Source organism: Mesorhizobium amorphae CCNWGS0123, from assembly GCF_001686985.1.
In the GTDB taxonomy this organism is placed as follows: domain Bacteria; phylum Pseudomonadota; class Alphaproteobacteria; order Rhizobiales; family Rhizobiaceae; genus Mesorhizobium; species Mesorhizobium amorphae.
The window spans coordinates 5,246,155-5,268,860 of sequence record NZ_CP015318.1 but is presented as its reverse complement, the minus strand read 5'-3'; the positions used below and the strand labels follow the sequence as shown (position 1 = coordinate 5,268,860).

The following is a 22,706-nucleotide window of genomic DNA, read 5'->3' as shown; positions in this document are numbered from 1 at the left end:
TTGATGCAGGTCAATCTTCAGATGTCGGAAAAAATCGAGGCCCGGCTTTTGGCCGGACCTCGTCGCTTGGCGGCCGAGGGTCGAGAATAGGCCCCGCTCCTATTCTCCACCGCCAAGCGAATGGACGTAGACGGCAAGTTCCTTGACTGTGGTTTCGCCAAGGCGCCCGATCCAGGCCGGCATCACGCCGTGTTTCGGCGCGCGGACCTGGGCGGCGATCGCTGTTTCGCCCGATCCGTAGAACCAAATCGCATCGGTCAGGTCGGGCGCGCCAAGCTCCTTGTTGCCTTTTGCGTTGGCGCCATGGCAGGCGACGCAATTTTCCGCGAAGACCTTGGCGCCGGGCTCGATCAGGCTTGCGTCGTGAACGGGGCCGGAGAGGCTGGCGACATAGGCGCTGACCTGCGTGGCCTGCTCGGGCGTGATGATGTCGCCAAAGGCGGGCATCTCAGACTGCCGCGTATCGGGATCCGAGGCGAAGCGGATGCCGTGCGTGATCGTCTGCTGGATCTGTTCTGCGCTGCCACCCCACAGCCACTCGTCGTCATTGAGGTTGGGAAAGCCGGCTGAGCCCTGGGCGCCCGAGCCGTGGCACTGCACGCAATTGACCTTGAAGGCGGCGCCGCCAGCGGCAACGGCGAACTCGCGCAGCGCATCGTCAGCAGCAATCTCGGAGACGGTCTTCGCCTGGATGGCCGCGACATACTTGCCCTTGGCTGCTTCCGCCGCTGCCAGTTCATTCTTGACATCGTTGCGGCTGGAGTAGCCGAGCACGCCCTTGGTCGCGGACGACAGCATCGGCCATGCCGGGTAGGCGATCGTATAGGCGGCCGCCCAAGCGATGGTGATGTAGAAGGTTATCACCCACCAGCGCGGAAGCGGGTTGTTGAGCTCCTTGATGCCATCCCACTCATGGCCGGTTGTCGAGATGCCGGACACGTCGTCGATACGCTCTGTGCTCATGGTCAATCGTCCTTGAGAGGAATGCGGGCGGCTTCGTCGGCTTGCGTCCGGCTGCCGGGGCGAAGCGCAAAGGCGATGCAGCCAACGAAGAACAGCGCCATGGCGAGCAGGGCCCAGCTATCGGCGAACTCGCGCATCAAATTGTAGTCCATGGGTGGCACTCCTCAGCGGTAGCCGGCGGCTTCGTCGTAGGTTTTGAAATCGACCAGCGTGCCCAGCATCTGGAGATAGGCGACCAGCGCGTCCATCTCGGTGACCTGCTGCGGGTTGCCGTCGAAATCGCCGACCTTGGCCTTTGGATAGCGTTTTTCCAGGCCGGACGTGTCGGCACTCGGGTTGGCCTGCGCCGTCAGATCGGCGTTAGCGTTGGCGATCATGTCATCGGAGTAGGGGACGCCAACGCGCTCGTTCGCAACCAGATGCGTCGAGAAGTCCTTCACATCGATCGGCGTGTCCTTCAGGAATGCGTAGCGCGGCATGATCGATTCCGGCACCACCGAGCGCGGATCGACAAGATGCTGGACGTGCCAATCGTTCGAATAGCGATCGCCGACCCGGGCAAGGTCGGGGCCGGTGCGCTTCGATCCCCACTGGAACGGATGGTCGTACATCGACTCGGCCGCCAGGCTGTAGTGGCCGTAGCGCTCGACTTCGTCGCGGAAAGGCCTGATCATCTGGCTGTGGCAGAGATAGCAGCCCTCGCGCACATAGATGTTGCGCCCCTCGAGTTCGAGCGGCGAATAGGGCCGCATGCCTTCGACCTTCTCGATCGTGTTGTCGAGATAGAAGAGTGGTGCAATCTCGACGATACCGCCGACAGTCACCACAAGCAGCGAGCCAATGAGAAGAAGTGTGGCGTTCTTCTCGATGATCGCGTGTTTGTCCATCAAGCCCATTGTCTGGCTCCTTATTCGGCAGGCTGGAGGGCGGGCTCGGAACCCGGCAGCGGTTGCTCCTCGCGCTGGTAGCCGAGGATGGTCATGGTGATGTTCCACGCCATGAGCAGGGCACCGCTGAGGTACATGGCCCCGCCGATGGCGCGCATGACATAGTATGGATGCATGGCGGCGACGGTTTCGGCGAAGGAGTAGACCAGGAAGCCCTGCTCGTCGTACTCACGCCACATCAGGCCCTGCATGACGCCGGAAACCCACATCACCGCGGCGTAGACGACGATCCCGAGGGTCGCCAGCCAGAAGTGCCAGGTGACCAGCCGCAGCGAATAGAGCCGCTCGCGGTTCCAGAGCTTCGGCACCATGTAGTAGATCGCGCCGAACGAGATCATTCCAACCCAGCCAAGTGCGCCGGAATGGACATGCCCGATGGTCCAGTCCGTATAGTGCGACAGCGAGTTGACCGCCTTGATCGACATCATCGGACCTTCGAAGGTCGACATGCCGTAGAAGGCAATCGCCATCACCATCATGCGGATGATCGGATCGGTACGGATCTTGTCCCAGGCTCCCGACAGCGTCATCAGCCCGTTGATCATGCCGCCCCAGGACGGCATCCAGAGCATGATCGAAAACACCATGCCGAGCGTTTGCGCCCAGTCGGGCAGGGCAGTGTAGTGGAGGTGATGCGGTCCGGCCCAGATGTAGAGAAAGATGATCGCCCAGAAATGGATGATCGACAGCCGGTAGGAATAGACCGGCCGATTCGCCTGCTTGGGCACGAAATAGTACATCATCCCGAGGAAGCCGGCGGTGAGGAAGAAGCCGACGGCGTTGTGGCCATACCACCACTGCGTCAGGGCGTCCTGGACACCGGAAAAGGCGGAGTAGCTCTTCGAGCCCACGAATGAGGCCGGCATCGACAGGTTGTTGACCACATGCAGCATCGCGATGGTCACGATGAACGACAGGTAGAACCAGTTGGCGACGTAGATGTGCGGTTCCTTGCGCTTCAGGATCGTGCCGAGGAACAGGATGAGATAAGCGACCCAGACAACGGTCAGCCAGAGATCCACATACCATTCGGGTTCGGCGTATTCGCGGCTCTCGGTGATGCCGAGCAGATAGCCGGTCGCGGCCATGACGATGAAAAGCTGATAGCCCCAGAATACGAACCAGGCGAGATCGCCGCCGAAGAGCCGTGCGCGACAGGTGCGCTGTACGACATACAGGGACGTGCAAAGCAGCGCGTTGCCGCCAAACGCAAAGACAACACCGGATGTATGCAGCGGCCGCAGGCGGCCGAAATTGAACCACGGCTCGATGTTGAGATCCGGGTAGGCAAGCTGCAACGCTATGATCACGCCCACCAGCATGCCGACAACGCCCCAGAACATGGTGGCGATGGCACCGTAGCGGACCGGCCCGTCCATATAGGCCGAAGAATCAATCGGAGCTGGGGCCGCAAAGCTGGTGTTGCGCAGGAGGACAACGACAAAACCGAGCAACACAAAGAACAGCACCCACATGTGTTGCCGGAAAGGTTCGTCGACACCAAAGCCGGCCGCCACCAGCGCCAGGAAGGTGAAGAAGCACAACAAGACAATTTCCGTGCCGAATTTCATGGCATGTCCCCGACCTTGGATTCCGGTTCGCGGACATCGATCCGCGTCGGCACCAATTCCGCAGTTGCTTCGGGGTCGCCTTGATCCAGGTCAAAGCCGCTTCGTTTTGGATTGGGCAGCGTCGGTCACGCCAGGGAAACGGGAGACTGTCATTGAACGGGGAGCGAGGACCGTCGTTGTTCGATCCACGCCATGAAGACGCGCTGGCTTCGGCTCGATTGGACAGAGAGTCGGTCCCAGCCGCGGTGATGAAGCGCGCGCACCGGGAAAAGTTGCAGCTTTGCGATGCCCTGGAAAGAATTGCAGACGCCTTGCCAAGCGTCGATCGTCTGAAGTGCCTCGGCACGGCCAACGTGCTCGTTCCACTGCTGCGCAACATTCATCGATACGAAGAGACGATCATCTTCCCCGCCTACGAGGCTGCCGTGCAGGGCAGCAATGCGAGCGTAGCCTCAATCCCGCGGCTGCGCGCCGAGCACATCGAAGACGAGTGCTTCGCCGACGAGGTCACCGAAATTCTGCTGGCGATCGGTCACGGCGAGACTGTCGAGAATGCCGAAGCTATCGGCTTCATGTTGCGCGGTTTCTTCGAAAGCCTGCGCCGGCATATCGCATTTGAACGCGAGCACGTGCTGCCGCTGATCGGGATACCGGATCCTGGCTAGAACCGGGATGGCCGCCGGCCGCGCCGCCGGGTCTAGGCGCCGGAGCGCTGCTCCAGCCGGCTGAGACTGTCCACAGTCACATGCCGGTTGTTCTCGATTCGGATCACCCCGTCGGTTCGCAGCCTGGTCAGCTGGCGGCTCACCGTTTCGATCGTCAGGCCGAGGAAATCGGCGATATCAGCGCGCGTAAGCGGAAGTTCGAAAGTCGCCGAGTTGGCAGCCAGGTCGACCGCGGGATCGATGTTCATGGCGATCATCAGCAGGAAGCTCGCCACCTTCTCGGACGCGGTCTTGCGGCCCAGCGTCACCATCCAGTCGCGCGCCTCGTCGAGTTCGTTCAGCGTCTGCCTGAGCAGGCGATGCTCCAGCTCCGGCGATTCCTTCATCATCCGTTCGATGGCCGTCTTCGGAAACGAACAAAGCGAGACAGCCGTTGCCGCTTCCGCGTTGATCTCGCTTTCCGCCTTGAACGGTCTTCCCAGAAAGTCTGGCGCGAACTGGAGGCCGACAATCTGCTGGCGTCCGTCCGAAAGGCTCTTCGTCAGCTTGACCACGCCGGAAAGCACGTTCGAATAGCTGTCGATGGTCTCGGCGTCGCCGATCAGCTCGACCCCCGGCTCGACACTGTGCCTTGACGAGGTCTTGGCGAGCCCGACCAACTGGTCGGGATCGAGCGCGCCGCAGACGCCGCGATGCCGTGCCTCGCAGGACTGGCAAAGCACGGGAATGCCGGAACTGTGAACGTCCTGTCTGACGGTCATTTCATCGCTCAAGGTCAAGATGCCGGCAGAATACCACCGCAGCCTCGAGAATGGTTGCGTCAGTTTGTCCTTGCCGTCAGTCGCTTTGACGAAGATCAAGGACTCGGCGCCCTGGCGTTTCTACGGTGCCGCTCATGCAGACAAATGCGCCCAACAACAACCAGGCAAATTTGACCGTCGCGGCGGGCGAAAACGTTCCGCGCTACACGAGTTATCCAACTGCACCGCACTTTCACCCGGGCGTCGACGCCATAATTGTTCGCGGCTGGATGAACGCGCTCGAAGCCGATGACGAGATATCGTTATACCTGCATGTTCCGTACTGCGACAGGTTGTGCTGGTTCTGCGCGTGCCACACCAAGCAGACACGGCACTATGCGCCCGTGGCAACCTTCCTGCGCTCGCTGCATAAAGAGATCGAGACGGTCGGCGACCTCGTGAAAGGCAGGGGCAGGGTGCGTGCCGTTCACTTCGGTGGTGGTTCGCCGACGATGCTAGAGCCAGAGGACATCCTGGCACTTGGGAAAGCCCTGAGGGACAGATTCGATTTTCTCGACGGTGCCAGCCTCAGTGTCGAAATCGATCCCAACGACATGGATGAAGGCCGCCTCGACGCCTTCGCCGCAATCGGCGTGACAAGAGCGAGCCTTGGCGTACAGGACTTCGATCCCAAGGTGCAGAAGGCCATCAATCGCGAACAGAGCTTCCTGCTGACCAAGAGCGTAGTGGACGCGGTGCGCGCGCGGGGCGCGGATTCCGTAAACCTCGACCTGCTTTACGGGCTACCGCACCAGACCCTTGAGAGCGTCGCCGCGACCGTCGCCCAGGCGTTGACGCTGGAACCTGACAGGATTGCGCTGTTTGGATACGCGCATGTGCCGTGGTTCAAGAAGCATCAAACGATGATCGATGAAGCCTGGCTGCCCGATTCCGCCGAACGGCTTGCGCAATCGCAGCTCGCCTCGCGGCTGATCGTGGATGCCGGCTACGAGGCCTTGGGACTCGATCATTTCGCCAAGCCCGACGATGGGCTCGCGATCGCGGCTCGTGTCGGCAATATCCGTCGCAATTTTCAAGGCTACACCGAAGACAATTGCGAAACCCTGATTGGTCTTGGACCATCTTCGATCAGCCGGTTCCGACAAGGCTACGCACAAAACATCGTCGCGACGGGCGAGTACGAGAAGGCTGTGAGCTCCGGACAATTGGCGACAGCGCGCGGTATTGAATTCAGCGTCGATGATCTGGCAAGAGGATGGATCATCGAGCGCCTCATGTGCCATTTTGCCTTTTCTGCGATCGAACTGGTCGAACGTTTCGGCGATGTCGGGCAGAAGCTTTTGGCTGCAGCAAGCCGTCTCGCCACCAATGGCGTAGACAGGCTGCTTCTCCTCGATGGCGAACACTTCGTCGTGCCGCAGGAGAGCCGCCCGCTTGTCAGGATCGTGGCCGCGAAGTTCGACAAATACCTTCAGACCGGGACCGGCAGACATTCCCTGGCTGTCTGAACGAGACGGTCGTGCCGTTCGTTGGCTCTAAAAGTGTTCGCCAACCCTGAACGGGCCGACGCGCGTTCCGGCCGCGATCAGGTAGGCGGTCGACCAGCCGATCAGCAGAAACCCGTTCACGCCCTCGAGCGCCGCCAGGACGCGCCAGCTATGGGCAGGCACCACGTCGCCATAACCAACCGTCGAAAAGGTGATGGTCGAAAAGTAGAGCGCGGTCTCGAAGTCCGGCAAAACGCCGAGCTGGCGGTACACACCGGCCCATAGCCAGACCTCGGCAGTCATGACTGCAAAAAGGCCCATCACTACGCTGATCATTGCGACAACCCGGCTTCGTCGCCCGTGCATGCGAAATCGCGCCACCAGATGTCCCATCGCATGGGTGACTGCGATGAGGCCAAAGGTGTGAATGAGGACCGTCAGGCCTATGACGATCGTACCGACGAAGAGGTTGAGAGCCATGCCATGAAACTAGAAGCCTCGAGCGGCGCTTTCCTTGCGGAAAATCAAACCTGTCGCTGGCCTTTCGAGCCTTGAAGCACCGGTCCAGCTTCGCCAAAGCCACCTATTGGCTTCCCCCCGCCGAGGCGGGAGTGAGACGAAAGAACATCGCGAGCTTCAGGCTTGTCGCGATCCGCTCGGCGCGGTCGACAAACACCGCCGCCGTTTCCGGGGCGAAGAGTTCGGCGGCCGTCTGACCGAAGAGGTGCTGCCAGATATCGAAATCTGCCTCGGTGACATCCTTGAGCTTGAGGTGCGCCGGTACCGGGCGGCCGTGATAGTCGCCGCTCTTCAGGATGACGGAGCACCAGAAATCAGTCATTTTCTCGAGATGTGGCTCCCAATCGCCGGTGATCTCGCGCGCGAAAATCGGCCCGAGCCGCTCGTTGTTCCTCACCTTGGCATAGAACGCGCGGACCAGTTTTCCTATTGATGTCCGATCGACGCCGGCGCGATCCAGAGGCTGTTCCGCGACGGGGCGCACCCTGTCGACCAAAACTGATTTCAACGTCATCATGCACTCTTGTTTAAGCTGTCAGGAAAATCCCAGGCGCCGAAGGGCGGCCTGCACAAGACTGGTCCGGTCGCGGACGAGCCGGAAGCCCAGATTGTCGGGTGGCGTGCCGACGGCGCAGCCGCCGCTTTTGCCGTCGCGGATGAAGTTCGACATGTAGGTGCGGTGGAAGCCCTCCACAGCGTGCACGCCACAATTGTCGATCGAACTCGCAACCTTCACGCCATCGCTGGCCATGGTTGTATGGACGAAGCACGTCGAGGTCCATTCCCAGACGTTGCCCGCAACGTCCGCCAATCCTTTTGAGTTGATACCAAAAGCCGCCTGTGCCCTTGGCTCCGGATCTGGCTTCCGCCCGAGCGAGGTTTCGGTGCGATACTGGGCGAGCCACCGCCGCGCTGGGTTGTTCGGGTCGTCTTCCCCACCCTCTATGTCGCCCCGGAACCGCTCGCCGGCGGCATAGGCCCACTCGACGTCCGTTGGCAGCCGCCATACCTCACCTGTGCGGGCTGACAGCCAGGTCGCATAGGCTTCGGCATCGATGTGGCTGACGCCGGTGACCGGAATGTTGCCAATCTTGCGCGTATCGGCGGATTTGCAAGCGCCGTCCGCCACGCAGCGGCCATAGTCCAGTACGCTCACCTGGTACTTCATGATTTCCAGGGGTGCTTCGATGATTTCTTGCACCACGGGCGCTGCGACCGGATGGTTCTCCTTGAGGAATTCCCCGGCCTGTGGGTGATCGAACGAGCCGGGCCCCAGGATCACCAGTTCGCTCGCGGCGATCGGTTGGGTTAACGCCAAAGAACCATCGTCGAGCGCGTGAGCTATGCCCATGCCGATCAGCGCGGCAGCCCCAATTGTTCCGAAGGTGAAGACAGGATCAAAGGACATGGCATCAAGTCCGGCCGCGAGTGCAGCCCTTCGGCTTCGCCGCAGGGCTGCACTTAGGATCGGATCTCCCGTTTACGAGGCAATTGCCTTGGGCGCTTCGACCTGCATCATCAGATCGTCGTCCCAGTTTCCTTCGACCGTGAAGTGCGCGCTAGCGCCGAGTTCGACGGCCTCGATCAGATTATGATTCACATAGGCATAGATCCCAGGCTGCAGGAAAGTGTAGAGCGCCGCCCCAGCCGATCCGCCGCGGATAAACCAGGTTTCCAGATCCTTGGCCGGAGGGTTGGCGAACTTGCCCTGTTCCCAGACAAAGTCGCCATGACCGCCGATCAGGTGCGGACGCGTGTCGCGGTTGGCCTGCGAATGAACGATCAATATCGTTTCGCCGACCTTCGCCTTCATGGCGTTGTCGCCGGTCAGCGAACCTGCCTTGCCGTTGAACACCACATGCGTCGGGATCAGCCCGCGCATGACCTTCATAGTGTCGTCGTAGTTGTCGCCGGCCGACTCATACTTCTTAAATTGCCCTTTCTCGTCGCGCGGGATGTAGAAGTCGTTCTCGCCGATGTAGTAGATGCGGTCGTAGTGGACGGGCTTGCCCTTGTCGTCCTTGAGGCCGTCGCGCGGCAGGACCATCACCGCACCGCTCATCCCTGACACGACGTGCCATGGGATCATCGATCCACCGGGTGCGCAGTGATAGACGAAGGTTCCGGACCGGGTGGCCTTGAAGCGCAGCGTGACCTGTTCGCCGGGATTGACCAGCGTCAGTTCGCCGCCGCCGAGCGCACCGGTGGCAGCATGGAAATCGATGTTGTGGGCGAGCGTATTGGTCTCAGGATTGATCAGTGTCAGCTCGAGATAGTCGCCTTCATGCACGACCATCAAAGGACCGGGAACCGAGCCGTTGTAGGTCATCGCATTGAGCTGCGTGCCGTCGGCATCGATGATCATCGGCTTCTCCTCGATCGTCATGGTGAATTCGACGACCTTTGGACCACCCTTGGCGACCTGGTCATGAGCATGAACGAACGGCGGCGGGACCAAGGTCACCTTTTCCCGGGGCAGTCCCGCGACGTCCTTCGCGTTCGCCACCGCAGGCATTGCACCAACGGTTGCGACCGCGGCTGCGGTAAGGACAGTTCCCAACAAAGCTTCGCGTCTCGTAAGCATTTCCATCTCCTTGGCTTCGGCCATTCGATGTCGTCAGAATAGTCTCGGCTCTGGCAAGTTCTTTGCGCTAACGCAAATCCAATACATTGATGCAACTTCTGCGTTTTGGAGTGGGATGCACCGGCGCAGACGCCGAGCCGTATGGGAAGCCACTCTTCAAGAGGGAAACCTCCCTAGAGATCGGAAGGCATCGGCTCTGCTGCACCAATCCGGAATGAAATAGGCCGGGCTGGACCTCTCCCCTGGTCCGCCCGGCCTTCCCCCCGCCGCCGAACCGGAGGGGATCTATGAACAAAGGTCAGTTAGAGGCTGTCTTGGTCACCTCTGCGAACAGTTCGGCGAATACGGGTTTGGCTTTTCCGACCTGCTTTACGGCTTCCGCCGCTTCCAGGTTGACAGGCTTGCCGACGACGATCAGCGCGACCATACCCATGCCGTAGTGTGGAGCGCACTTCACGCCATAGACACCCTCCTGGGACAAAGTCACGGCAATTTCGGCGTTGGGCTTACCTTTGAAGGCTTCGGCGCCGTCGGGGATCATGCCCTTGATGCTTTCGGCATTGTGGGACTTGTCGGTCGGCACAAACTTGATCGTGTCTCCGGGCACAGCCCGAACAAAGGCGGGCTGGAAGACCATCGAACCCTTCTCTCCCTTGTTCAGCATCTGTACCACGTGTTCTTCGGCATTTGCGGCGCCGGCGATGGAAAGCAGGGCGATGGCCGCAGCGATCAGAGGCAGTTTCATTTGAAGATCCTTTTCTTGAGTTCGTCACGGCATCAACCGATGCGCTCTTCTACGTGACCGAGAAACTTGGCGATTTGCGCTGGCGCAAATTGGCGTGTGAAATGTGCATGCAGAGAACCTGTCGCATCTAGACGGGCAGCCAGTCCCTGAAATCTGGGCCTTCAAGCGCCGGTTCTCGGCTGCCTGGCCTGCAACCGTGGTCGAACGAGCATCCCACCAACCAGGCCCGCATATCCGATGAAGGATGCGATCCATAGCGCCGCCGACATGTGGAGGAGCACCGCTTGCCCCGGTACGAATGCAGCTCCAATGCGAAAAAGGGCCGCGAGCACGATCGCCGCAAAGACCACGCATGTACCGATGTTCGCCCGCAGTTCTCGTCCCGTGTGTCCGAGGGTGGCGCGGATCATAACGGCGAGTGTCATACAGGCCACCGCTCCGACGCCGAACGCATGAATGCCGGCAACTGCTGGAACTTTTTCGGGAACGAAGACGGCAAGGCCGGCAAGCAAGAGACCGAGCGGCACGAAGGCGAATGCGACATGCAGGATCAGCACTAGAGGATCGCGCAGCGTACGGTCTCCAGCCCACCGGGCAAGCCGAACGGCATTGAGGATCGCCCCCAAGATCAGCATTGCCCCCGCGCCAGCACTATCCGGAAAGAAGGCCCAGGCCATCAATCCGGCTGCGGAGAGCGCGATCGCACCCACGTCGAATCTGCCGAAGGGAAGCGGAAGGCGTCCCGGGCTCTCGCGCGCCAGCCAGTTGCGGGTGAAGGAGGGAACGATGCGGCCACCTATGATCATGATGAGGACGACCGCCGCACCAAGACCGAGGCGGCGGCTGATGTCGGACACTCCTTGATAGTGCGCCTCGGCATGGAACATCATGTTCGCGGCCAGAAGCGTCGTCACCGGCAGAATGACCTTGAGATTTCGCCAGTTTCGGCCCGCGATGATTTCCGTCGCGGCGGCGGCGACAACCGCCAGAAGAAAGGCGCAGTCTATGGCGGCGCTGAGCTGCCAGCCTGTCTCCGCCGAAAAGAAGACGGCGAACCGTCCCGCGAACCAAAGCAACACGAGCACCAGTAGAGGCAGGCCCTGTACCGGAAGACGTCCGGTCCAGTTCGGGATTGCAGTCAACAGGAAACCCGTCACCACTGCCGCCAGATAACCAAACAGCAACTCGTGGACGTGCCAGTCCACCGGCGAGAACATGCTGGAGGTCTCGAGCCTGCCGTAAAACAAAGGCAACCAGAACAGGATCGCAGCGCCGGCATATAGAGAACCGAGCAGAAAGAACGGCCGGAAGCCGTATGAGAGAACTGCCGGGTAGGCGCTTGGTCGCGTGCGTGGAATTGCCATGACATCCCCTGAAATAGATGCCGCACGCCGACGTGATAGATCACATCGACGGCAGCTATTTCGGCCGTTCTATCTTGGCTTTGGCAGACGGAATTTGCCGCCGCGCAAACAAGATTCGGAATTTTCAAGGGAAGCGGCCGGAGGGGTAGTGTCTCAGTTTGAATTTCCGATCTTCGACCATGAAGATTCGCTATGCCGTCTCGCCGGGTGTAGGGTGCCTTGTCGTCCGATCTACGGAGCAATTCACGGAGCATAGTATGCGTGGCTTGATCCTTGGCGTGGCTGCCCTCGTGGTCACCTCGTCATTTGCGCAGGCAGCAGGCGATAGCATCGCCGGCCGGACAGTCATGGTGAAATGCCAATCGTGCCACGGCAAGGATGGCGTCGGCAGAGCTATGCTCGTCGGTGGCGAAGCGCCCAATATCGCCGGGCAGAAGTACGACTATCTCGTCCACTCGCTGATGGCTTACAAGGCCGGAGAGCGCAAGAGTCCAATGATGTCGTTGGCCGTCAAGAAACTGAGCGATGAAGACATCGCCAATGTTGCGGCTTACTATGCCGCGATCAAGATTACCGTCGAACCTCCGCCGCCTTAGGTCCCCTTTTTGTACGGTCCGCGCGGACCCGGCTTAGGCGCTACGGCGTCCATCTTCTCGCAAAGATTGTCCATCGACCAGAGAGTAGCCGACACGCCAGCCGCCATTGCCGGCGTCATTGAGACACTACCGGCCGGAGTGCGCTCTTGCCGCCCGTCGGTCGCCCATGAGACATTCTCTGATCAGACGGACTTGGATGCATAGGCGGCGATCAAAAGTCGGGAGGGAACATAGTTGGGTAGCCTCGATCGCTCACTGATCGCAGGGCTTTCTGTCTTCGAGGGCGTGGCGGCCGCGGATCTCGACCGTATAGTGGGCCAAGCCAGGTCGCTCCGGATTGCCAAGGACCAACCGGTGTTCGAGCAGGAGCAGGAGGCACATTCCTTTTTCCTGCTACTCGACGGACATGTGCGTGTGGTGAAATCGACGCCGGACGGTCACGAGGTGACGGTGCGATACATAAGTCCAGGCGAGTTGATGGGCATCGCCCACGCGCTTGGCCGCACCACCTATCCGGCGAATGCTGTCGCTGCCGTCGATTGCGTGGCTCTTGCCTGGCCAAGCCACCTGTGGCCAACATTCGCTGCCGATTTCCCGAGCTTCAGCGCCAACACCTACAAGACCGTCGGCAGCAGGCTGCAGGATGCTCATACGCGCGTCATCGAGATGTCCACCGAGCAGGTGGATCAGCGCGTCGCCCATGCTCTGCTCAAGCTGGTCAAGCAGATGGGCAAAAAGACGGAAGAAGGGATTTTGATCGACTTCCCGATCTCACGCCAGGACATTGCCGAGATGACGGGAACAACGCTCCATACGGTGAGCCGGCTGCTATCGGCCTGGGAAGATCAGGGATTGGTCAAAAGCGGGCGCCAGAAGGTGACCGTGGTCGAACCTCACCGGCTGCTTCTGATCGCGGAAGGCCGCGCCGTGAAAAACTAGTCGTAGTCGGAACTCTCGATTGCAGCCCGCAAATTGCAACTGAGTTGTTCCTCGTTCAGATCGTGCTCCCGTGCCGCGTCGGCAATGGTATGGAACGAAGCAATCGGGCAGCCGACGCAAAGCATGCCGTGCTGGAGCAGGACCCGAATGGCCGCCGGCGACCCGTGCATGATTTCGTCCATCGTCGTATCGTCGCTGAAATTGCGTTTCATGCCACTTGCCCGTGATTGGAAGCAGTCATGTTGCATCCGCTTTCCGGGATGCTCGTTGAGCCAAGACAAAGAACAAGCAGCGTAGCTACTGGGCCCTTTCACGGCTGAACGGCGCAGATCGTCGACCGCGTCAGGAACCGCTTCTCCCGCCCATTGTCCAGCGAGAACATGCCGCCGCGACCAGCCACCACGTCGACAATGAGATCGGTATGTTTCCAGGCCTCGAACTGCGAAGCGCTGATGTAGAACGGCGCGTCGCCGATGTGGCCGAGCAGCACGTCCTGGTCGCCTACCATGAAGCCGGCACGCGGATAGCACATCGGTGAAGAGCCGTCGCAGCAGCCGCCGGATTGATGGAACATCACCGGACCATGCTCGGCAATGATCTCCGCGATCAGTTCAAGCGCGGCGGGCGTCGCCGTGACCTTCGCATGCATGGCCTTTTCCGATTTAGAAATTGTGGCGCGGCACCTCGCGGAGCCGCGCCTGTGAGCCACAAAAGGCGATCAAAAGAAGCCAAGCTTCTTTGGGCTATAGCTTACCAGCATGTTCTTGGTCTGCTGGTAGTGGTCGAGCATCATCTTGTGGGTCTCGCGGCCGATGCCGGATTGCTTGTATCCGCCGAAGGCGGCGTGAGCCGGATAGGCGTGGTAGCAGTTGGTCCAGACGCGGCCAGCCTGGATCGCGCGGCCGAAGCGATAGGCGCGGTTGGCGTCTCGCGTCCAGACGCCGGCGCCGAGGCCGTAGAGCGTATCGTTGGCTATGCTGAGCGCTTCGTCGTCGTCCTTGAAGGTCGTGACCGAAACCACCGGCCCGAAAATCTCCTCCTGGAAGATGCGCATCTTGTTGTGGCCCTTGAACACCGTCGGCTTGACGTAATAGCCGCCCGCCAGATCACCGGGCAGGACGTTGCGGGCGCCGCCGGTCAGCACTTCCGCGCCTTCCTGGCGGCCGATGTCGATGTAGGACAGGATCTTTTCCAACTGCTCGGACGAGGCCTGGGCACCGATCATCGTCGCCGGATCGAGCGGATCGCCCTGCACGATCGCCTCGACGCGCTTGAGGGCACGTTCCATGAAGGTGTCGTAGATCGATTCATGGATGAGCGCACGGCTGGGGCAGGTACAGACCTCGCCCTGGTTCAGCGCGAACATGACGAAGCCTTCGATCGCCTTGTCGAAGAAATCGTCGTCCTCGGCGACAACGTCCTTGAAGAAGATGTTGGGCGACTTGCCGCCCAGTTCCAGCGTGACGGGGATAAGGTTCTGGCTGGCATACTGCATGATCAGCCGGCCCGTCGTGGTCTCGCCGGTAAAGGCGATCTTGGCAATGCGCGGCGAGGACGCCAGCGGCTTGCCGGCCTCGAGGCCGAAACCGTTGACGATGTTGAGCACGCCCGGCGGCAGCAGATCGCCGACAAGATCGGCCCACAGCAATATGGCAGCCGGGGTCTGCTCGGCAGGCTTCAGCACCACGCAGTTTCCGGCCGCAAGCGCTGGAGCAAGTTTCCAGCATGCCATCAGCAGTGGGAAGTTCCACGGGATGATCTGGCCGACCACGCCGAGCGGCTCATGGAAATGATAGGCGACGGTATCGTCGTCGATCTGGGAAAGGCTGCCTTCCTGGCCACGCAAGGCGCCGGCGAAATAGCGGAAATGGTCGATGGCCAAAGGCAGATCGGCCGCGGTCGTTTCGCGGATCGGCTTGCCGTTGTCCCAGGTTTCGGCGCGAGCGAGGAGATCGAGGTTTTCCTCCATGCGATCGGCGATGCGGTTGAGGATGAGCGACCGCTCGGCCACGCTGGTGCGGCCCCAGGCGTCCTTGGCGGCATGCGCGGCGTCCAGGGCCGCTTCGATGTCCTGGGCATCCGAGCGCGCCACCTCGCACAGCAGCTGGCCGTTCACCGGCGAGAAGTTTTCGAAGTAGCGGCCGGAGCGCGGCTCGGCCCATTTGCCTCCGATGAAATTGCCGTAACGCTTGTCGAAGGGCGCCCTGACCGAGCGTGAGAATTCAACCTTGTTCATGTGTCTTCCTCCCAAAACTGACGTCGCGGGATGCGACGCTTCGGAAGAGAGACTTGCGATTTCCGCCCGTCTTGTCACCGTGGCGAGGACAGGAGCCGGCTGGCATGTGTCGCAGAACTGCGACAGTCACGCGGGGATTCGAAAAGGTCAGTGAGACCTGTGCACATCCAGGCGGTTGAGCTTGCGGTGAAGCGTCGCGCGGCTGATGCCGAGCGCCTGAGCCGCAGCCGAGACATTTCCGTCTGCGCGCGCCAGCGCGCGCTGGAGAACGCCGCGCTCGGCCCCGGCGAGAACTTCCGGGCCGTTCTCAGCCCAGCCGAGCAGATCGGCCGCTGGCATCGGTTTGTCGAGACACTGCTGCGTAATTCCAAGCGCCAGGCGAGCCGACCGGGTCGCACCGACCACAAGGTCGTCCGCGTCGACCGCGATCAGCGCGCCGGAACCTTTGTCGGCTACCGGTGCCAGCAGAATTCGCGCTTTGGTAAACGCCATCCTGAAGTTCTCAGCCTCGATCCGACGCACCGCGTCGATCACGGCCACCGAGATAAGATTGGCGAAGGCCTCGGTCAGATCAGCCCGACAGGAAGACACGTCAAGCGCGGCCACAAGATCTCCACGGTGATCGTAGATGGGAGCGGTGGTGCAGCTCAGCCCCGTGTTGCGGGTGTGAAAATGCTGGTCGCGGTGGATCGTCAGGGCACGCTGTTCGACAAGGCAGGTGCCGATCCCGTTGGTGCCCTGGCTCTCTTCGTTCCAGACGGAGCCGGTCCACAGACCCCAGGAATGAAACGTCTCGTCATCCACAGGCGCGCCGCGCCGTTCGACCGGCACGCCGTTACGATCAGCGAGCAGAACGCAGCATCCGACGCCGCCTACCGCAAGATAGAGACGGTCGAGACTCGATTGGGCAGCCCGGATGAGTGGCTCGACGCGCTGCCGGGCCTCTCCCAGTTCCGCTTCCGTCAGGTAGCGTGGTGGGCTGCAGTCGGCTGGATCGAGCCGATGCAAACTGGAAGACCGTCGCCAAGAGGCAACCAGCGCGGATTTCGCCGCCGCGTCCGAAACGATCGCCGCCTGAATGCGGTCGGCATGATGACCGGATAGATCCTCGCCCATGCTATCCTCCCAACCCTGAATTCTTCCCTCCTGATTTGACCGGTCTGCCTTTCGACCAGCAGATTGTCAATTCATCGAAAGAAGCAGAAAGCAGATGTCTTCCTCTCGCCTGTCTTTGAGCAAATTCGAGGTTACCCATCGAGAAGGAGCCTACCGACAGATTGCCGCGCGTTCATTGATCGGGAGCAAATCGGAGCATCTGCTGCTGTCGAAAATGTTCGCCGGCCTTGAACGGCTCGTGCGGGTGCCTGATGCGATCAGGTAGGCGGTCTAGCAGCCGATGAGCAGGGACCCGTTCACGCCCTCGAGTGCCGTCAGGATACGCCGCGCATGGGCGGGCACGATGTCGCCATAGCCAACCGTCGAGAAAGTGATGGTGGAAAAGTACAGGGCGGTTTCGAAGTCGGCGAAGATGTTGAGCATTCGGTATGGCGTCACGGGACCATGCGGAACGATACGGGAAGATTTCTGATCTTGGCCCACGAAAAACTCAACAAAATCAACGATTCTAATACGCCCTCCGGGCCCACCGTTGCTTTAACTTGTTGATTTTGTTGAATTTTATTGGCGTACTCACTTCGGCTTTTCTTGGACTCGAACCCCGCTCTTCCGAAAGTCGAAAGTTCCATAGCTCGCCGTTAGGATCCAGGGATGGCTTGGCGTATTGCAAGGCCGTCTTGTCGCATTCGCGGATTCAGGCCGCATACCTCGCAATCGCGCCGGGCTGCCTCGACCACTGGGCATACCAGCTGTCGAACAATTTGAGCTGCGCCTCGACATAACCGCGCTGGCTGTCAGTCAGGGCATCCGTCTCGTTGAAGTGCAACCTGTACTCGGGATTCCCCTTCAGCACCATCATGTGATTGAAATAGAGCACGAGGTCAGGGCCTTCGTCGAAGGAGGAGAGGACGCTGATCGCGGATTCCAGCTCCAGCGCGCGCTGGCGGGCCTCGACGTCCCCCTTGGCCGCCTGGCTCAGCCCGACAAGGTGCAGCACCTCCTTGGGCAGAACATTGCCGATGCCGGTGATGGCGCCGGAGGCGCCGCAATTGACGAAACCGTGGAAGACGGCGGTGTCGACGCCGATCATCAGCGCCACGTCGTCGTCACGGCTGGTGATGTTTCCGCCGCATAGCGCAGGTCCTCCGGGCCGCCGAACTCCTTGAAGCCGACGAGGTTCGGATGCTCGGCGCGCAACGCGAAGAACAGGTCGGCACGTGTGCCGTGAGAACGGGCGCTATGCGACCGAAGAGTTCTGTGTTCTCAAAACGGTTGTGATTCAAGACTCGCGCAGCTATCCGCGCTACTTGCCAAGCAAATAGCCTTGGTCGAGAGGGAGCAACAATGCGCACCAAAGCCTCTATTCGTGTCGTCGGCTGTCACGCCGAAGGCGAAGTCGGCGACGTCATCGTCGGTGGCGTCCTGCCGCCGGCGGGCCGCACCATGATGGAAAAGATGATCACGATGGAACGTGATCACGACCATGTAAGGCGGATGCTGATCTGCGAGCCACGCGGCAGTGTTGCGCGGCACGTCAATCTCCTGGTTCCGTCGACGCGCGAGGATTGCGCCGCGGGCGCCATCATCATGGAGCCGACCGAGTATCCGCCGATGTCCGGGTCCAACACGATCTGCGTTGCCACGGTGCTGCTCGAGACTGGCATGGTGCCGATGCAGGAGCCCGAGACGCGCTTCAAGCTCGACATGCCGGGTGGCGTCATCGAAGTGCGCGCCGAATGCCGCGACGGCAAATGCGTCTCGATCACCTTCCGCAACGCGCCTGCCTTTGTCGATCGCCTGGATGCCAACATCGAGGTCGAGGGGCTCGGCGCGCTCACGGTCGATATCGCCTATGGCGGCATGTTCTACGCGATTGTCGATGCCAAGGCGCTCGGCTTCTCGGTCGCCCCTGACGAGGCTCGCGAACTGGCCGTGGTGGGCGAGAAGGTCCGACGGGCCGCGCGCGAACAGCTCGATGTCGTCCATCCGGAATTCGACCATGTGCGCGGCGTGTCGATCGTGCAGTTCGCCATGCCGTTCCAGGGTCCGGGCAACGTCACCCGCAACACCTGCATCGTCTCGCCCGGACGCTCCGATCGCAGCCCGACCGGAACCGGCACATCGGCCCGCATGGCCGTGCTGCAAGCCCGCGGCCTGATGGGAGTGGGCGATGTGTTGATCCATGAATCGATCATCGGCTCCCGTTTCACAGGCAGGATTGTGGAGCTGACGGAGATCGGCGCCCGCAAGGCGATCGTTCCGGAGATCACCGGACGAGCCTGGATCACCGGCGAGCACAGCTATTATCTCGATCCCACGGATCCGTATCCCCAAGGTTACGTGCTGTCCGACACCTGGGGCACTTCGACCTCGCTCAAGCAGTAGGTGCGCCGACGGGGCCAGAGCTCGCCTCACGCATACAGCGCAACGCCAATCGAAGGAAGGATGCCATGCCCCTTGTAAAGATCGATCTCTATCCCGGCCGCTCACCAGGGCAGAAGCACGAGGTGGCGAACGCGATAACGCGAGTCTTCGTGGAAAAGCTGGCTTCCGATCCCAGGGACGTGATGGTGATTTTCAACGACACGCCGGCTCAAGACTGGTTCACAGCCGGCGCACCTATGCAGCGGCCAGCGAAATCATGAACTGGATGCGGTGGCCAAGTTCGCGCATACAGCGGCGGTACCGCAAGATCTTAGCCTGTGAAAAAGTCAGAAACGCGCCGTAGCGTCATTTGCGGCGTTCACATCGCTGTCAAATTCAGCTTACCAGAGTCAGTTCGCGATTTCGTGGTGCAGTACCCTCGGCCGCCGAATGGAATGGACGATGGGCAAACTCGACGACAAGGTTATGCGGTCTTTGCCGACACTTTTTCAGGACAATCGGTCAAAAGCGTCGGTTGCGGTCGAAATCTGGAAGCAGCCACCCTATTTGCGTTGAGCCATGACCTATCGGACCGATCTCTGAATGAGCAAACTAGCTAGAAGGCGCGCATTGCTGCTCCTCAATCCCAAGGCGCGGCGCGGCCAGGAGCTGATCGCGCCAATTGTGGAGCGGCTGGAGGGAGGCCGGCTTTCCGTCACCGTCGAGACGTTCGAGGCGTTGCCTGAGATCGCTCGCGACATCGTTCGCTTACGCCATATGGCCGATCTTGTGGTCGTGTGCGGTGGCGATGGTTCGGTGTCGTCGGCGGCGATGGCGGTAATGGAAGGCGGCCTGCCGATGGGCATTATTCCTATGGGAACGGCGAATGACCTCGCTCGCACACTCAATATTCCCATGGATCTCCTGCAGGCCGCCGATCTGATCGCGCGCGGCCAAACCCGGCTGATCGATGTCGGCACGGTCAACGGTCATGCCTTTTTCAACGTCGCCAGTATCGGACTCAGCACCGAACTGGCGCAAAGTCTGGACCCCGCTCTGAAGAAGCGTTTCGGCAGGCTTGGCTATGCGCTGGCGGCGATGAAAGTGTTAACGCGGGCCGCCAGGTTTTACGCGAAGATTACCGAGAAAGGCGCGGCGATCGAAGCCGAAACCTACCAGATCGCGGTTGGAAACGGTCGGCACTACGGCGGCGGCAACGTCGTGGAAGAGACGGCCGAGATCGATGACGGACATCTCGATCTCTATAGCCTGGAAATGACGAATCTCTGGAAGCTGGCGCTGATGCTCCGCTCGTTCCGTTCTGGAACGCATGGCGCCTGGCGTGAGGTGCGCACGGCCAGGTGCGTCGAGTTCGACATCGAGACGGAAAAGCCGATGCCGGTCAACACCGATGGTGAGATCGTCACCTCGACACCGGCCCATTTCAAGGTTCACCCAAAGGCGATCTCGGTCTTCGCGCCTCCGACCGTGGGCATTCCAGGCCGCACGGAAATGTTTCGTCGAGCAATCGGCGCAGACCTCGAATTGTCGGGCGATCATCCGCGGCGCTGACGCTGCATCATAGCTTTGTCGCCGGCGCCGAAGTCTGGGCCGTCCCGGCATCGAAGCGGTGCCGGCACCGACCGATCGCGAAGTAATGCTGTGAACCCGGCCGTTGCTCGCTCACCTGAGGCCAATTCGATGTTTCTGGGAATCCACCACGTCGCAATCATCTGCAGTGACTATGAGATGTCGAAGCAGTTCTACACGAGCAAGCTCGATTTCGTTGTTGCCGACGAAATTTGGCGCGCCGAAAGGCAATCTTGGAAGTGCGACTTGCGCCATGGACCTGTGCAGATCGAGTTGTTCAGCTTTCCAGCACCACCGAGCCGGCCCACCAGGCCTGAGGCATGCGGATTGCGACACCTGGCATTCTCGGTCGACTCGGTAGAGGCGACCGCCCGGTTACTTCGGGCGCGAGGCGTCGAAGTTGAGCCTATCCGGATAGATCCCCACACAGGACGGCCGTTTACCTTCATCGCGGACCCTGACGGACTCCCCATCGAGTTTTACGAGGATGGCGCCTGATAGTCGGGGATTGCGACGAGAAAGAACAGGCCACAGCAGCTCGATGGGAGTTCCGGCGTCAATCGGCCAGGCAGGTTCAAGGCTCCCTCAGATCGAGCTGGCCGTGCTGCAGGCCAGCGGCCTGATGGGAGTGGGCGATGTGTTGATCCACGAATCGATCATCGGCTCGCGCTTCACAGGCAGGATTGTTGAGCTGACGGAAATCGGCACCCGCAGGGCGCTCGTTCCGGAGATCACCGGCCGGGCCTGGATCACAGGTGAGCACAGTTACTATCTCGATCCGACAGATCCGTATCCCCAGGGTTACGTGCTGTCCGACACCTGGGGCACCTCCACCTCGGTCAAGCAGTAGAGAGCCGGTCGCCTGGCGTCGGCTGACATCAAGCGGCTTGAAAAATTGGCTGAGAATGCCGTCAAGTTCGCTAACCTTGATAGCCAGGCGGAGACCGTTCGCAACGATCTGGAGTTCCAGCAGGCGGTCATCGATGCGACGGGATTGCAGCGGACCATCCGCTACTTTTCCGAGCTGACTGCGGACGTCAGGCGCTTCAACCATCAACTCGGGGTCGTTTATACTGACCGAAAGGGCGATGCCGAGAAGTATGTCGTCAAGCTGTTCGAAAGCTTGCGGGACGGAGATCTCCGTACTGCGCATGAGATTTGGCAAGCCAAGTTCTCGAAGGCTCTTGAGCGCTACCTTTCGCTGATTGCCGACAGTGAATCAGACGGGGGCGAGCCGCAACAGCGTTGGAGTGAAGGCCAGTCGGCCCTCAGGTCGATAGTAAGGCACGAAGCATCTTCGCGCGTTGATCGTCCAATGGGCGCGCTGCCTGCCGTTCCCAATGCCTCCTCCATGCCGCAGACCGTCGCAAGGCTAAAGCTCCAGAATAGGTTCGGGCAAACCAGCGATATCAACCGGCCGCATGAAGACCGCGCCACCGACATCGTTTGCATTTGTCGCCTCGGTCGTACTGCTCTCCCAGCCGGTCGTGACACAAAGTGTCTTGAGTTCCGGTCCGGCAAAACACAGGCTTGTCACGAAAGTGGCTGGCAAATGGAGCGACCGCCGGAGCGTCCCCTTGGGGTCGATGCAAACAACCTTGCTGCCGCCATAGAGGGCGCACCACACATTGCCCGCGCTATCAACCGCAAGGCCGTCCGGCATTCCATCATTGTTGGCAAAGGTGAAGAACACCCGGCGACCCGATATCGAACCGTCATCGTCAAGGTCGTAGGAAAGGATCCGATGACCGACGGTGTCGCTGAAATAAAGCTTGCGATTGTCTGGCGAGAAAGTCGGGCCATTGCAAATGACGAAGCCTTTGTCGCCGACCTCCCAGTCGGCGCCTGGGACCATGCGATAGAAGAGCGCGTTTGGATCCCGCTCCGACACATCGTAGGTTCCCACCCAATAGCGTCCGGCTCGGTCGACCTTCCCGTCATTGTAGACGAGGTTCCTTTTTGCTTGCTTGGGGTCCGCGAAAAAGCGCGTTTTCCCGGTATCTGTGTCGAGGAGGTGGAGCCCGTGATCTACGGCGAGAAGCAGGCCTTCGTCGGTAAGGACGAGCGACCCAATCGTCTTAGCGAAATCCATCTTCCAGCTGTCGACAACGCCATCGCCTTGCCTTTGCCGATGGACGATGGGGCCGTAGAAGTCGATCCAATAGAGCGCTTGTTCTGCCGGATGCCACAGGATGCTCTCACCCAGCCGATCGCGCGTTGGAGCACAGATCTTCCACTCTGTGTTGTCCAGCGGCATGG

The 22,706-nt window shown here is 60.6% G+C and carries 26 protein-coding genes and 2 pseudogenes; 10 read left to right on the top strand and 18 right to left on the bottom strand.

The window, feature by feature from the left end:
* Positions 1-99: 99 nt before the first annotated feature.
* The 4 genes from ccoP to ccoN are packed head-to-tail and all read right to left on the bottom strand — an operon-like array spanning position 100 to position 3,481.
* Positions 100-963 (bottom strand): cytochrome-c oxidase, cbb3-type subunit III, encoded by an 864-nt coding sequence (ccoP, locus tag A6B35_RS24720; RefSeq protein WP_006206757.1) that lies wholly within the window; start codon positions 961-963, stop codon positions 100-102.
* Between the two features lie 2 nt (positions 964-965).
* Complete coding sequence (locus A6B35_RS24715) at positions 966-1,115, bottom strand: CcoQ/FixQ family Cbb3-type cytochrome c oxidase assembly chaperone (protein ID WP_006206756.1); 150 nt, start codon at positions 1,113-1,115, stop codon at positions 966-968.
* Positions 1,116-1,127: 12 nt separating this feature from the next.
* Positions 1,128-1,859 (bottom strand): cytochrome-c oxidase, cbb3-type subunit II, encoded by a 732-nt coding sequence (ccoO, locus tag A6B35_RS24710; protein WP_006206755.1) that lies wholly within the window; start codon positions 1,857-1,859, stop codon positions 1,128-1,130.
* Between the two features lie 11 nt (positions 1,860-1,870).
* Complete coding sequence (ccoN, locus tag A6B35_RS24705; protein WP_065518271.1) at positions 1,871-3,481, bottom strand: cytochrome-c oxidase, cbb3-type subunit I; 1,611 nt, start codon at positions 3,479-3,481, stop codon at positions 1,871-1,873.
* Positions 3,482-3,729: 248 nt separating this feature from the next.
* On the opposite strand from ccoN, the gene A6B35_RS24700 reads away from it, so the two are divergent.
* Positions 3,730-4,146 carry a hemerythrin domain-containing protein gene (locus A6B35_RS24700; protein ID WP_006206739.1) on the top strand — a complete coding sequence of 139 codons (417 nt, stop codon included), beginning with the start codon at positions 3,730-3,732 and terminating at the stop codon, positions 4,144-4,146.
* Between the two features lie 32 nt (positions 4,147-4,178).
* Here A6B35_RS24700 and A6B35_RS24695 read toward each other — a convergent pair whose 3' ends face one another.
* Complete coding sequence (locus tag A6B35_RS24695) at positions 4,179-4,907, bottom strand: Crp/Fnr family transcriptional regulator (RefSeq protein WP_040584322.1); 729 nt, start codon at positions 4,905-4,907, stop codon at positions 4,179-4,181.
* A gap of 134 nt (positions 4,908-5,041) precedes the next feature.
* Between A6B35_RS24695 and hemN the strand changes: the two genes are divergently transcribed.
* A complete protein-coding gene (gene hemN / locus A6B35_RS24690; RefSeq protein WP_006206741.1) occupies positions 5,042-6,415 on the top strand; it encodes an oxygen-independent coproporphyrinogen III oxidase in 1,374 nt (457 codons plus the stop codon).
* 27 nt (positions 6,416-6,442) lie between these two features.
* Here hemN and A6B35_RS24685 read toward each other — a convergent pair whose 3' ends face one another.
* From A6B35_RS24685 to A6B35_RS24660, 6 genes are all read right to left on the bottom strand, one after another.
* Complete coding sequence (locus A6B35_RS24685) at positions 6,443-6,874, bottom strand: potassium channel family protein (protein ID WP_006206742.1); 432 nt, start codon at positions 6,872-6,874, stop codon at positions 6,443-6,445.
* A gap of 103 nt (positions 6,875-6,977) precedes the next feature.
* The gene (locus A6B35_RS24680) at positions 6,978-7,430 is read right to left on the bottom strand and encodes a group III truncated hemoglobin (protein WP_425277689.1); all 453 of its coding nucleotides are present in this window, start codon (positions 7,428-7,430) and stop codon (positions 6,978-6,980) included.
* A gap of 18 nt (positions 7,431-7,448) precedes the next feature.
* Positions 7,449-8,321: an SUMF1/EgtB/PvdO family nonheme iron enzyme gene (locus tag A6B35_RS24675; protein WP_006206744.1), complete on the bottom strand. Its 873-nt coding sequence runs from the start codon at positions 8,319-8,321 to the stop codon at positions 7,449-7,451.
* Between the two features lie 72 nt (positions 8,322-8,393).
* A complete protein-coding gene (gene nirK, locus A6B35_RS24670) occupies positions 8,394-9,497 on the bottom strand; it encodes a copper-containing nitrite reductase (protein ID WP_040584324.1) in 1,104 nt (367 codons plus the stop codon).
* Positions 9,498-9,795: 298 nt separating this feature from the next.
* Positions 9,796-10,242: a pseudoazurin gene (locus A6B35_RS24665; protein WP_006206746.1), complete on the bottom strand. Its 447-nt coding sequence runs from the start codon at positions 10,240-10,242 to the stop codon at positions 9,796-9,798.
* Between the two features lie 161 nt (positions 10,243-10,403).
* Positions 10,404-11,606, bottom strand: a complete 1,203-nt coding sequence (locus A6B35_RS24660; protein WP_006206747.1) for an NnrS family protein — start codon at positions 11,604-11,606, stop codon at positions 10,404-10,406.
* A 257-nt stretch (positions 11,607-11,863) separates the two neighbouring features.
* Between A6B35_RS24660 and A6B35_RS24655 the strand changes: the two genes are divergently transcribed.
* Positions 11,864-12,202, top strand: coding sequence for a c-type cytochrome (locus tag A6B35_RS24655; protein ID WP_006206748.1), 339 nt, complete (start codon positions 11,864-11,866; stop codon positions 12,200-12,202).
* A 234-nt stretch (positions 12,203-12,436) separates the two neighbouring features.
* Entirely contained in the window at positions 12,437-13,141 is a 705-nt protein-coding gene (locus A6B35_RS24650) for a Crp/Fnr family transcriptional regulator (protein WP_006206749.1), read from the top strand.
* Here A6B35_RS24650 and A6B35_RS24645 read toward each other — a convergent pair.
* The 6 genes and pseudogenes from A6B35_RS24645 to A6B35_RS24620 form a co-directional block, all read right to left on the bottom strand.
* Complete coding sequence (locus A6B35_RS24645; RefSeq protein ID WP_006206750.1) at positions 13,138-13,353, bottom strand: DUF1858 domain-containing protein; 216 nt, start codon at positions 13,351-13,353, stop codon at positions 13,138-13,140. The genes A6B35_RS24650 and A6B35_RS24645 overlap by 4 nt on opposite strands.
* A 98-nt stretch (positions 13,354-13,451) precedes the next feature.
* Positions 13,452-13,790: a DUF779 domain-containing protein gene (locus tag A6B35_RS24640; protein ID WP_006206751.1), complete on the bottom strand. Its 339-nt coding sequence runs from the start codon at positions 13,788-13,790 to the stop codon at positions 13,452-13,454.
* A gap of 69 nt (positions 13,791-13,859) precedes the next feature.
* Positions 13,860-15,377, bottom strand: a complete 1,518-nt coding sequence (gene adh / locus A6B35_RS24635; protein WP_006206752.1) for an aldehyde dehydrogenase — start codon at positions 15,375-15,377, stop codon at positions 13,860-13,862.
* 147 nt (positions 15,378-15,524) lie between these two features.
* Entirely contained in the window at positions 15,525-16,493 is a 969-nt protein-coding gene (locus tag A6B35_RS24630; protein ID WP_006206753.1) for a GAF domain-containing protein, read from the bottom strand.
* Between the two features lie 270 nt (positions 16,494-16,763).
* Positions 16,764-16,931, bottom strand: coding sequence for a potassium channel family protein (locus tag A6B35_RS36740; protein WP_244426147.1), 168 nt, complete (start codon positions 16,929-16,931; stop codon positions 16,764-16,766).
* 256 nt (positions 16,932-17,187) lie between these two features.
* A pseudogene (locus A6B35_RS24620) lies at positions 17,188-17,714 on the bottom strand (dihydrodipicolinate synthase family protein); the annotation flags it as partial.
* A gap of 123 nt (positions 17,715-17,837) precedes the next feature.
* Here A6B35_RS24620 and A6B35_RS24615 point away from each other — a divergent pair.
* The 6 genes and pseudogenes from A6B35_RS24615 to A6B35_RS37555 form a co-directional block, all read left to right on the top strand.
* The gene (locus tag A6B35_RS24615; RefSeq protein WP_006206582.1) at positions 17,838-18,878 is read left to right on the top strand and encodes a proline racemase family protein; all 1,041 of its coding nucleotides are present in this window, start codon (positions 17,838-17,840) and stop codon (positions 18,876-18,878) included.
* 65 nt (positions 18,879-18,943) lie between these two features.
* Entirely contained in the window at positions 18,944-19,138 is a 195-nt protein-coding gene (locus tag A6B35_RS24610) for a tautomerase family protein (RefSeq protein WP_006206581.1), read from the top strand.
* A 322-nt stretch (positions 19,139-19,460) separates the two neighbouring features.
* Positions 19,461-20,429 carry a lipid kinase gene (locus A6B35_RS24605; RefSeq protein ID WP_040584253.1) on the top strand — a complete coding sequence of 323 codons (969 nt, stop codon included), beginning with the start codon at positions 19,461-19,463 and terminating at the stop codon, positions 20,427-20,429.
* Positions 20,430-20,558: 129 nt separating this feature from the next.
* Entirely contained in the window at positions 20,559-20,945 is a 387-nt protein-coding gene (gloA2, locus tag A6B35_RS24600; RefSeq protein ID WP_006206579.1) for an SMU1112c/YaeR family gloxylase I-like metalloprotein, read from the top strand.
* A 103-nt stretch (positions 20,946-21,048) separates the two neighbouring features.
* Positions 21,049-21,297 (top strand): proline racemase family protein, encoded by a 249-nt coding sequence (locus A6B35_RS24595; protein ID WP_244426136.1) that lies wholly within the window; start codon positions 21,049-21,051, stop codon positions 21,295-21,297.
* 45 nt (positions 21,298-21,342) lie between these two features.
* A pseudogene (locus A6B35_RS37555) lies at positions 21,343-21,555 on the top strand (GntR family transcriptional regulator); the annotation flags it as partial.
* A 264-nt stretch (positions 21,556-21,819) separates the two neighbouring features.
* Here the strand turns inward: A6B35_RS37555 and A6B35_RS37550 are convergent.
* Positions 21,820-22,704, bottom strand: coding sequence for an SMP-30/gluconolactonase/LRE family protein (locus tag A6B35_RS37550; protein WP_006206577.1), 885 nt, complete (start codon positions 22,702-22,704; stop codon positions 21,820-21,822).
* Positions 22,705-22,706 lie beyond the last annotated feature (2 nt).

What these genes read in the sequence shown, in the direction of transcription:
- A6B35_RS24655 (WP_006206748.1), top strand. Translation starts at nt 11,864, where the DNA reads ATGCGTGGCTTGATCCTTGGCGTGGCTGCCCTCGTGGTCACCTCGTCA.
- ccoO (WP_006206755.1), bottom strand. Translation starts at nt 1,859, where the DNA reads ATGGGCTTGATGGACAAACACGCGATCATCGAGAAGAACGCCACACTT.
- A6B35_RS24640 (WP_006206751.1), bottom strand. Translation starts at nt 13,790, where the DNA reads ATGCATGCGAAGGTCACGGCGACGCCCGCCGCGCTTGAACTGATCGCG.
- A6B35_RS24645 (WP_006206750.1), bottom strand. Translation starts at nt 13,353, where the DNA reads ATGAAACGCAATTTCAGCGACGATACGACGATGGACGAAATCATGCAC.
- A6B35_RS24715 (WP_006206756.1), bottom strand. Translation starts at nt 1,115, where the DNA reads ATGGACTACAATTTGATGCGCGAGTTCGCCGATAGCTGGGCCCTGCTC.
- A6B35_RS24605 (WP_040584253.1), top strand. Translation starts at nt 19,461, where the DNA reads ATGAGCAAACTAGCTAGAAGGCGCGCATTGCTGCTCCTCAATCCCAAG.
- ccoN (WP_065518271.1), bottom strand. Translation starts at nt 3,481, where the DNA reads ATGAAATTCGGCACGGAAATTGTCTTGTTGTGCTTCTTCACCTTCCTG.
- gloA2 (WP_006206579.1), top strand. Translation starts at nt 20,559, where the DNA reads ATGTTTCTGGGAATCCACCACGTCGCAATCATCTGCAGTGACTATGAG.
- A6B35_RS24695 (WP_040584322.1), bottom strand. Translation starts at nt 4,907, where the DNA reads ATGACCGTCAGACAGGACGTTCACAGTTCCGGCATTCCCGTGCTTTGC.
- A6B35_RS24630 (WP_006206753.1), bottom strand. Translation starts at nt 16,493, where the DNA reads ATGGGCGAGGATCTATCCGGTCATCATGCCGACCGCATTCAGGCGGCG.
- A6B35_RS24660 (WP_006206747.1), bottom strand. Translation starts at nt 11,606, where the DNA reads ATGGCAATTCCACGCACGCGACCAAGCGCCTACCCGGCAGTTCTCTCA.
- nirK (WP_040584324.1), bottom strand. Translation starts at nt 9,497, where the DNA reads ATGCTTACGAGACGCGAAGCTTTGTTGGGAACTGTCCTTACCGCAGCC.
- hemN (WP_006206741.1), top strand. Translation starts at nt 5,042, where the DNA reads ATGCAGACAAATGCGCCCAACAACAACCAGGCAAATTTGACCGTCGCG.
- A6B35_RS37550 (WP_006206577.1), bottom strand. Translation starts at nt 22,704, where the DNA reads ATGCCGCTGGACAACACAGAGTGGAAGATCTGTGCTCCAACGCGCGAT.
- A6B35_RS24700 (WP_006206739.1), top strand. Translation starts at nt 3,730, where the DNA reads ATGAAGCGCGCGCACCGGGAAAAGTTGCAGCTTTGCGATGCCCTGGAA.
- A6B35_RS24680 (WP_425277689.1), bottom strand. Translation starts at nt 7,430, where the DNA reads ATGATGACGTTGAAATCAGTTTTGGTCGACAGGGTGCGCCCCGTCGCG.
- A6B35_RS24675 (WP_006206744.1), bottom strand. Translation starts at nt 8,321, where the DNA reads ATGTCCTTTGATCCTGTCTTCACCTTCGGAACAATTGGGGCTGCCGCG.
- adh (WP_006206752.1), bottom strand. Translation starts at nt 15,377, where the DNA reads ATGAACAAGGTTGAATTCTCACGCTCGGTCAGGGCGCCCTTCGACAAG.
- A6B35_RS24615 (WP_006206582.1), top strand. Translation starts at nt 17,838, where the DNA reads ATGCGCACCAAAGCCTCTATTCGTGTCGTCGGCTGTCACGCCGAAGGC.
- A6B35_RS24610 (WP_006206581.1), top strand. Translation starts at nt 18,944, where the DNA reads ATGCCCCTTGTAAAGATCGATCTCTATCCCGGCCGCTCACCAGGGCAG.
- A6B35_RS24665 (WP_006206746.1), bottom strand. Translation starts at nt 10,242, where the DNA reads ATGAAACTGCCTCTGATCGCTGCGGCCATCGCCCTGCTTTCCATCGCC.
- ccoP (WP_006206757.1), bottom strand. Translation starts at nt 963, where the DNA reads ATGAGCACAGAGCGTATCGACGACGTGTCCGGCATCTCGACAACCGGC.
- A6B35_RS24685 (WP_006206742.1), bottom strand. Translation starts at nt 6,874, where the DNA reads ATGGCTCTCAACCTCTTCGTCGGTACGATCGTCATAGGCCTGACGGTC.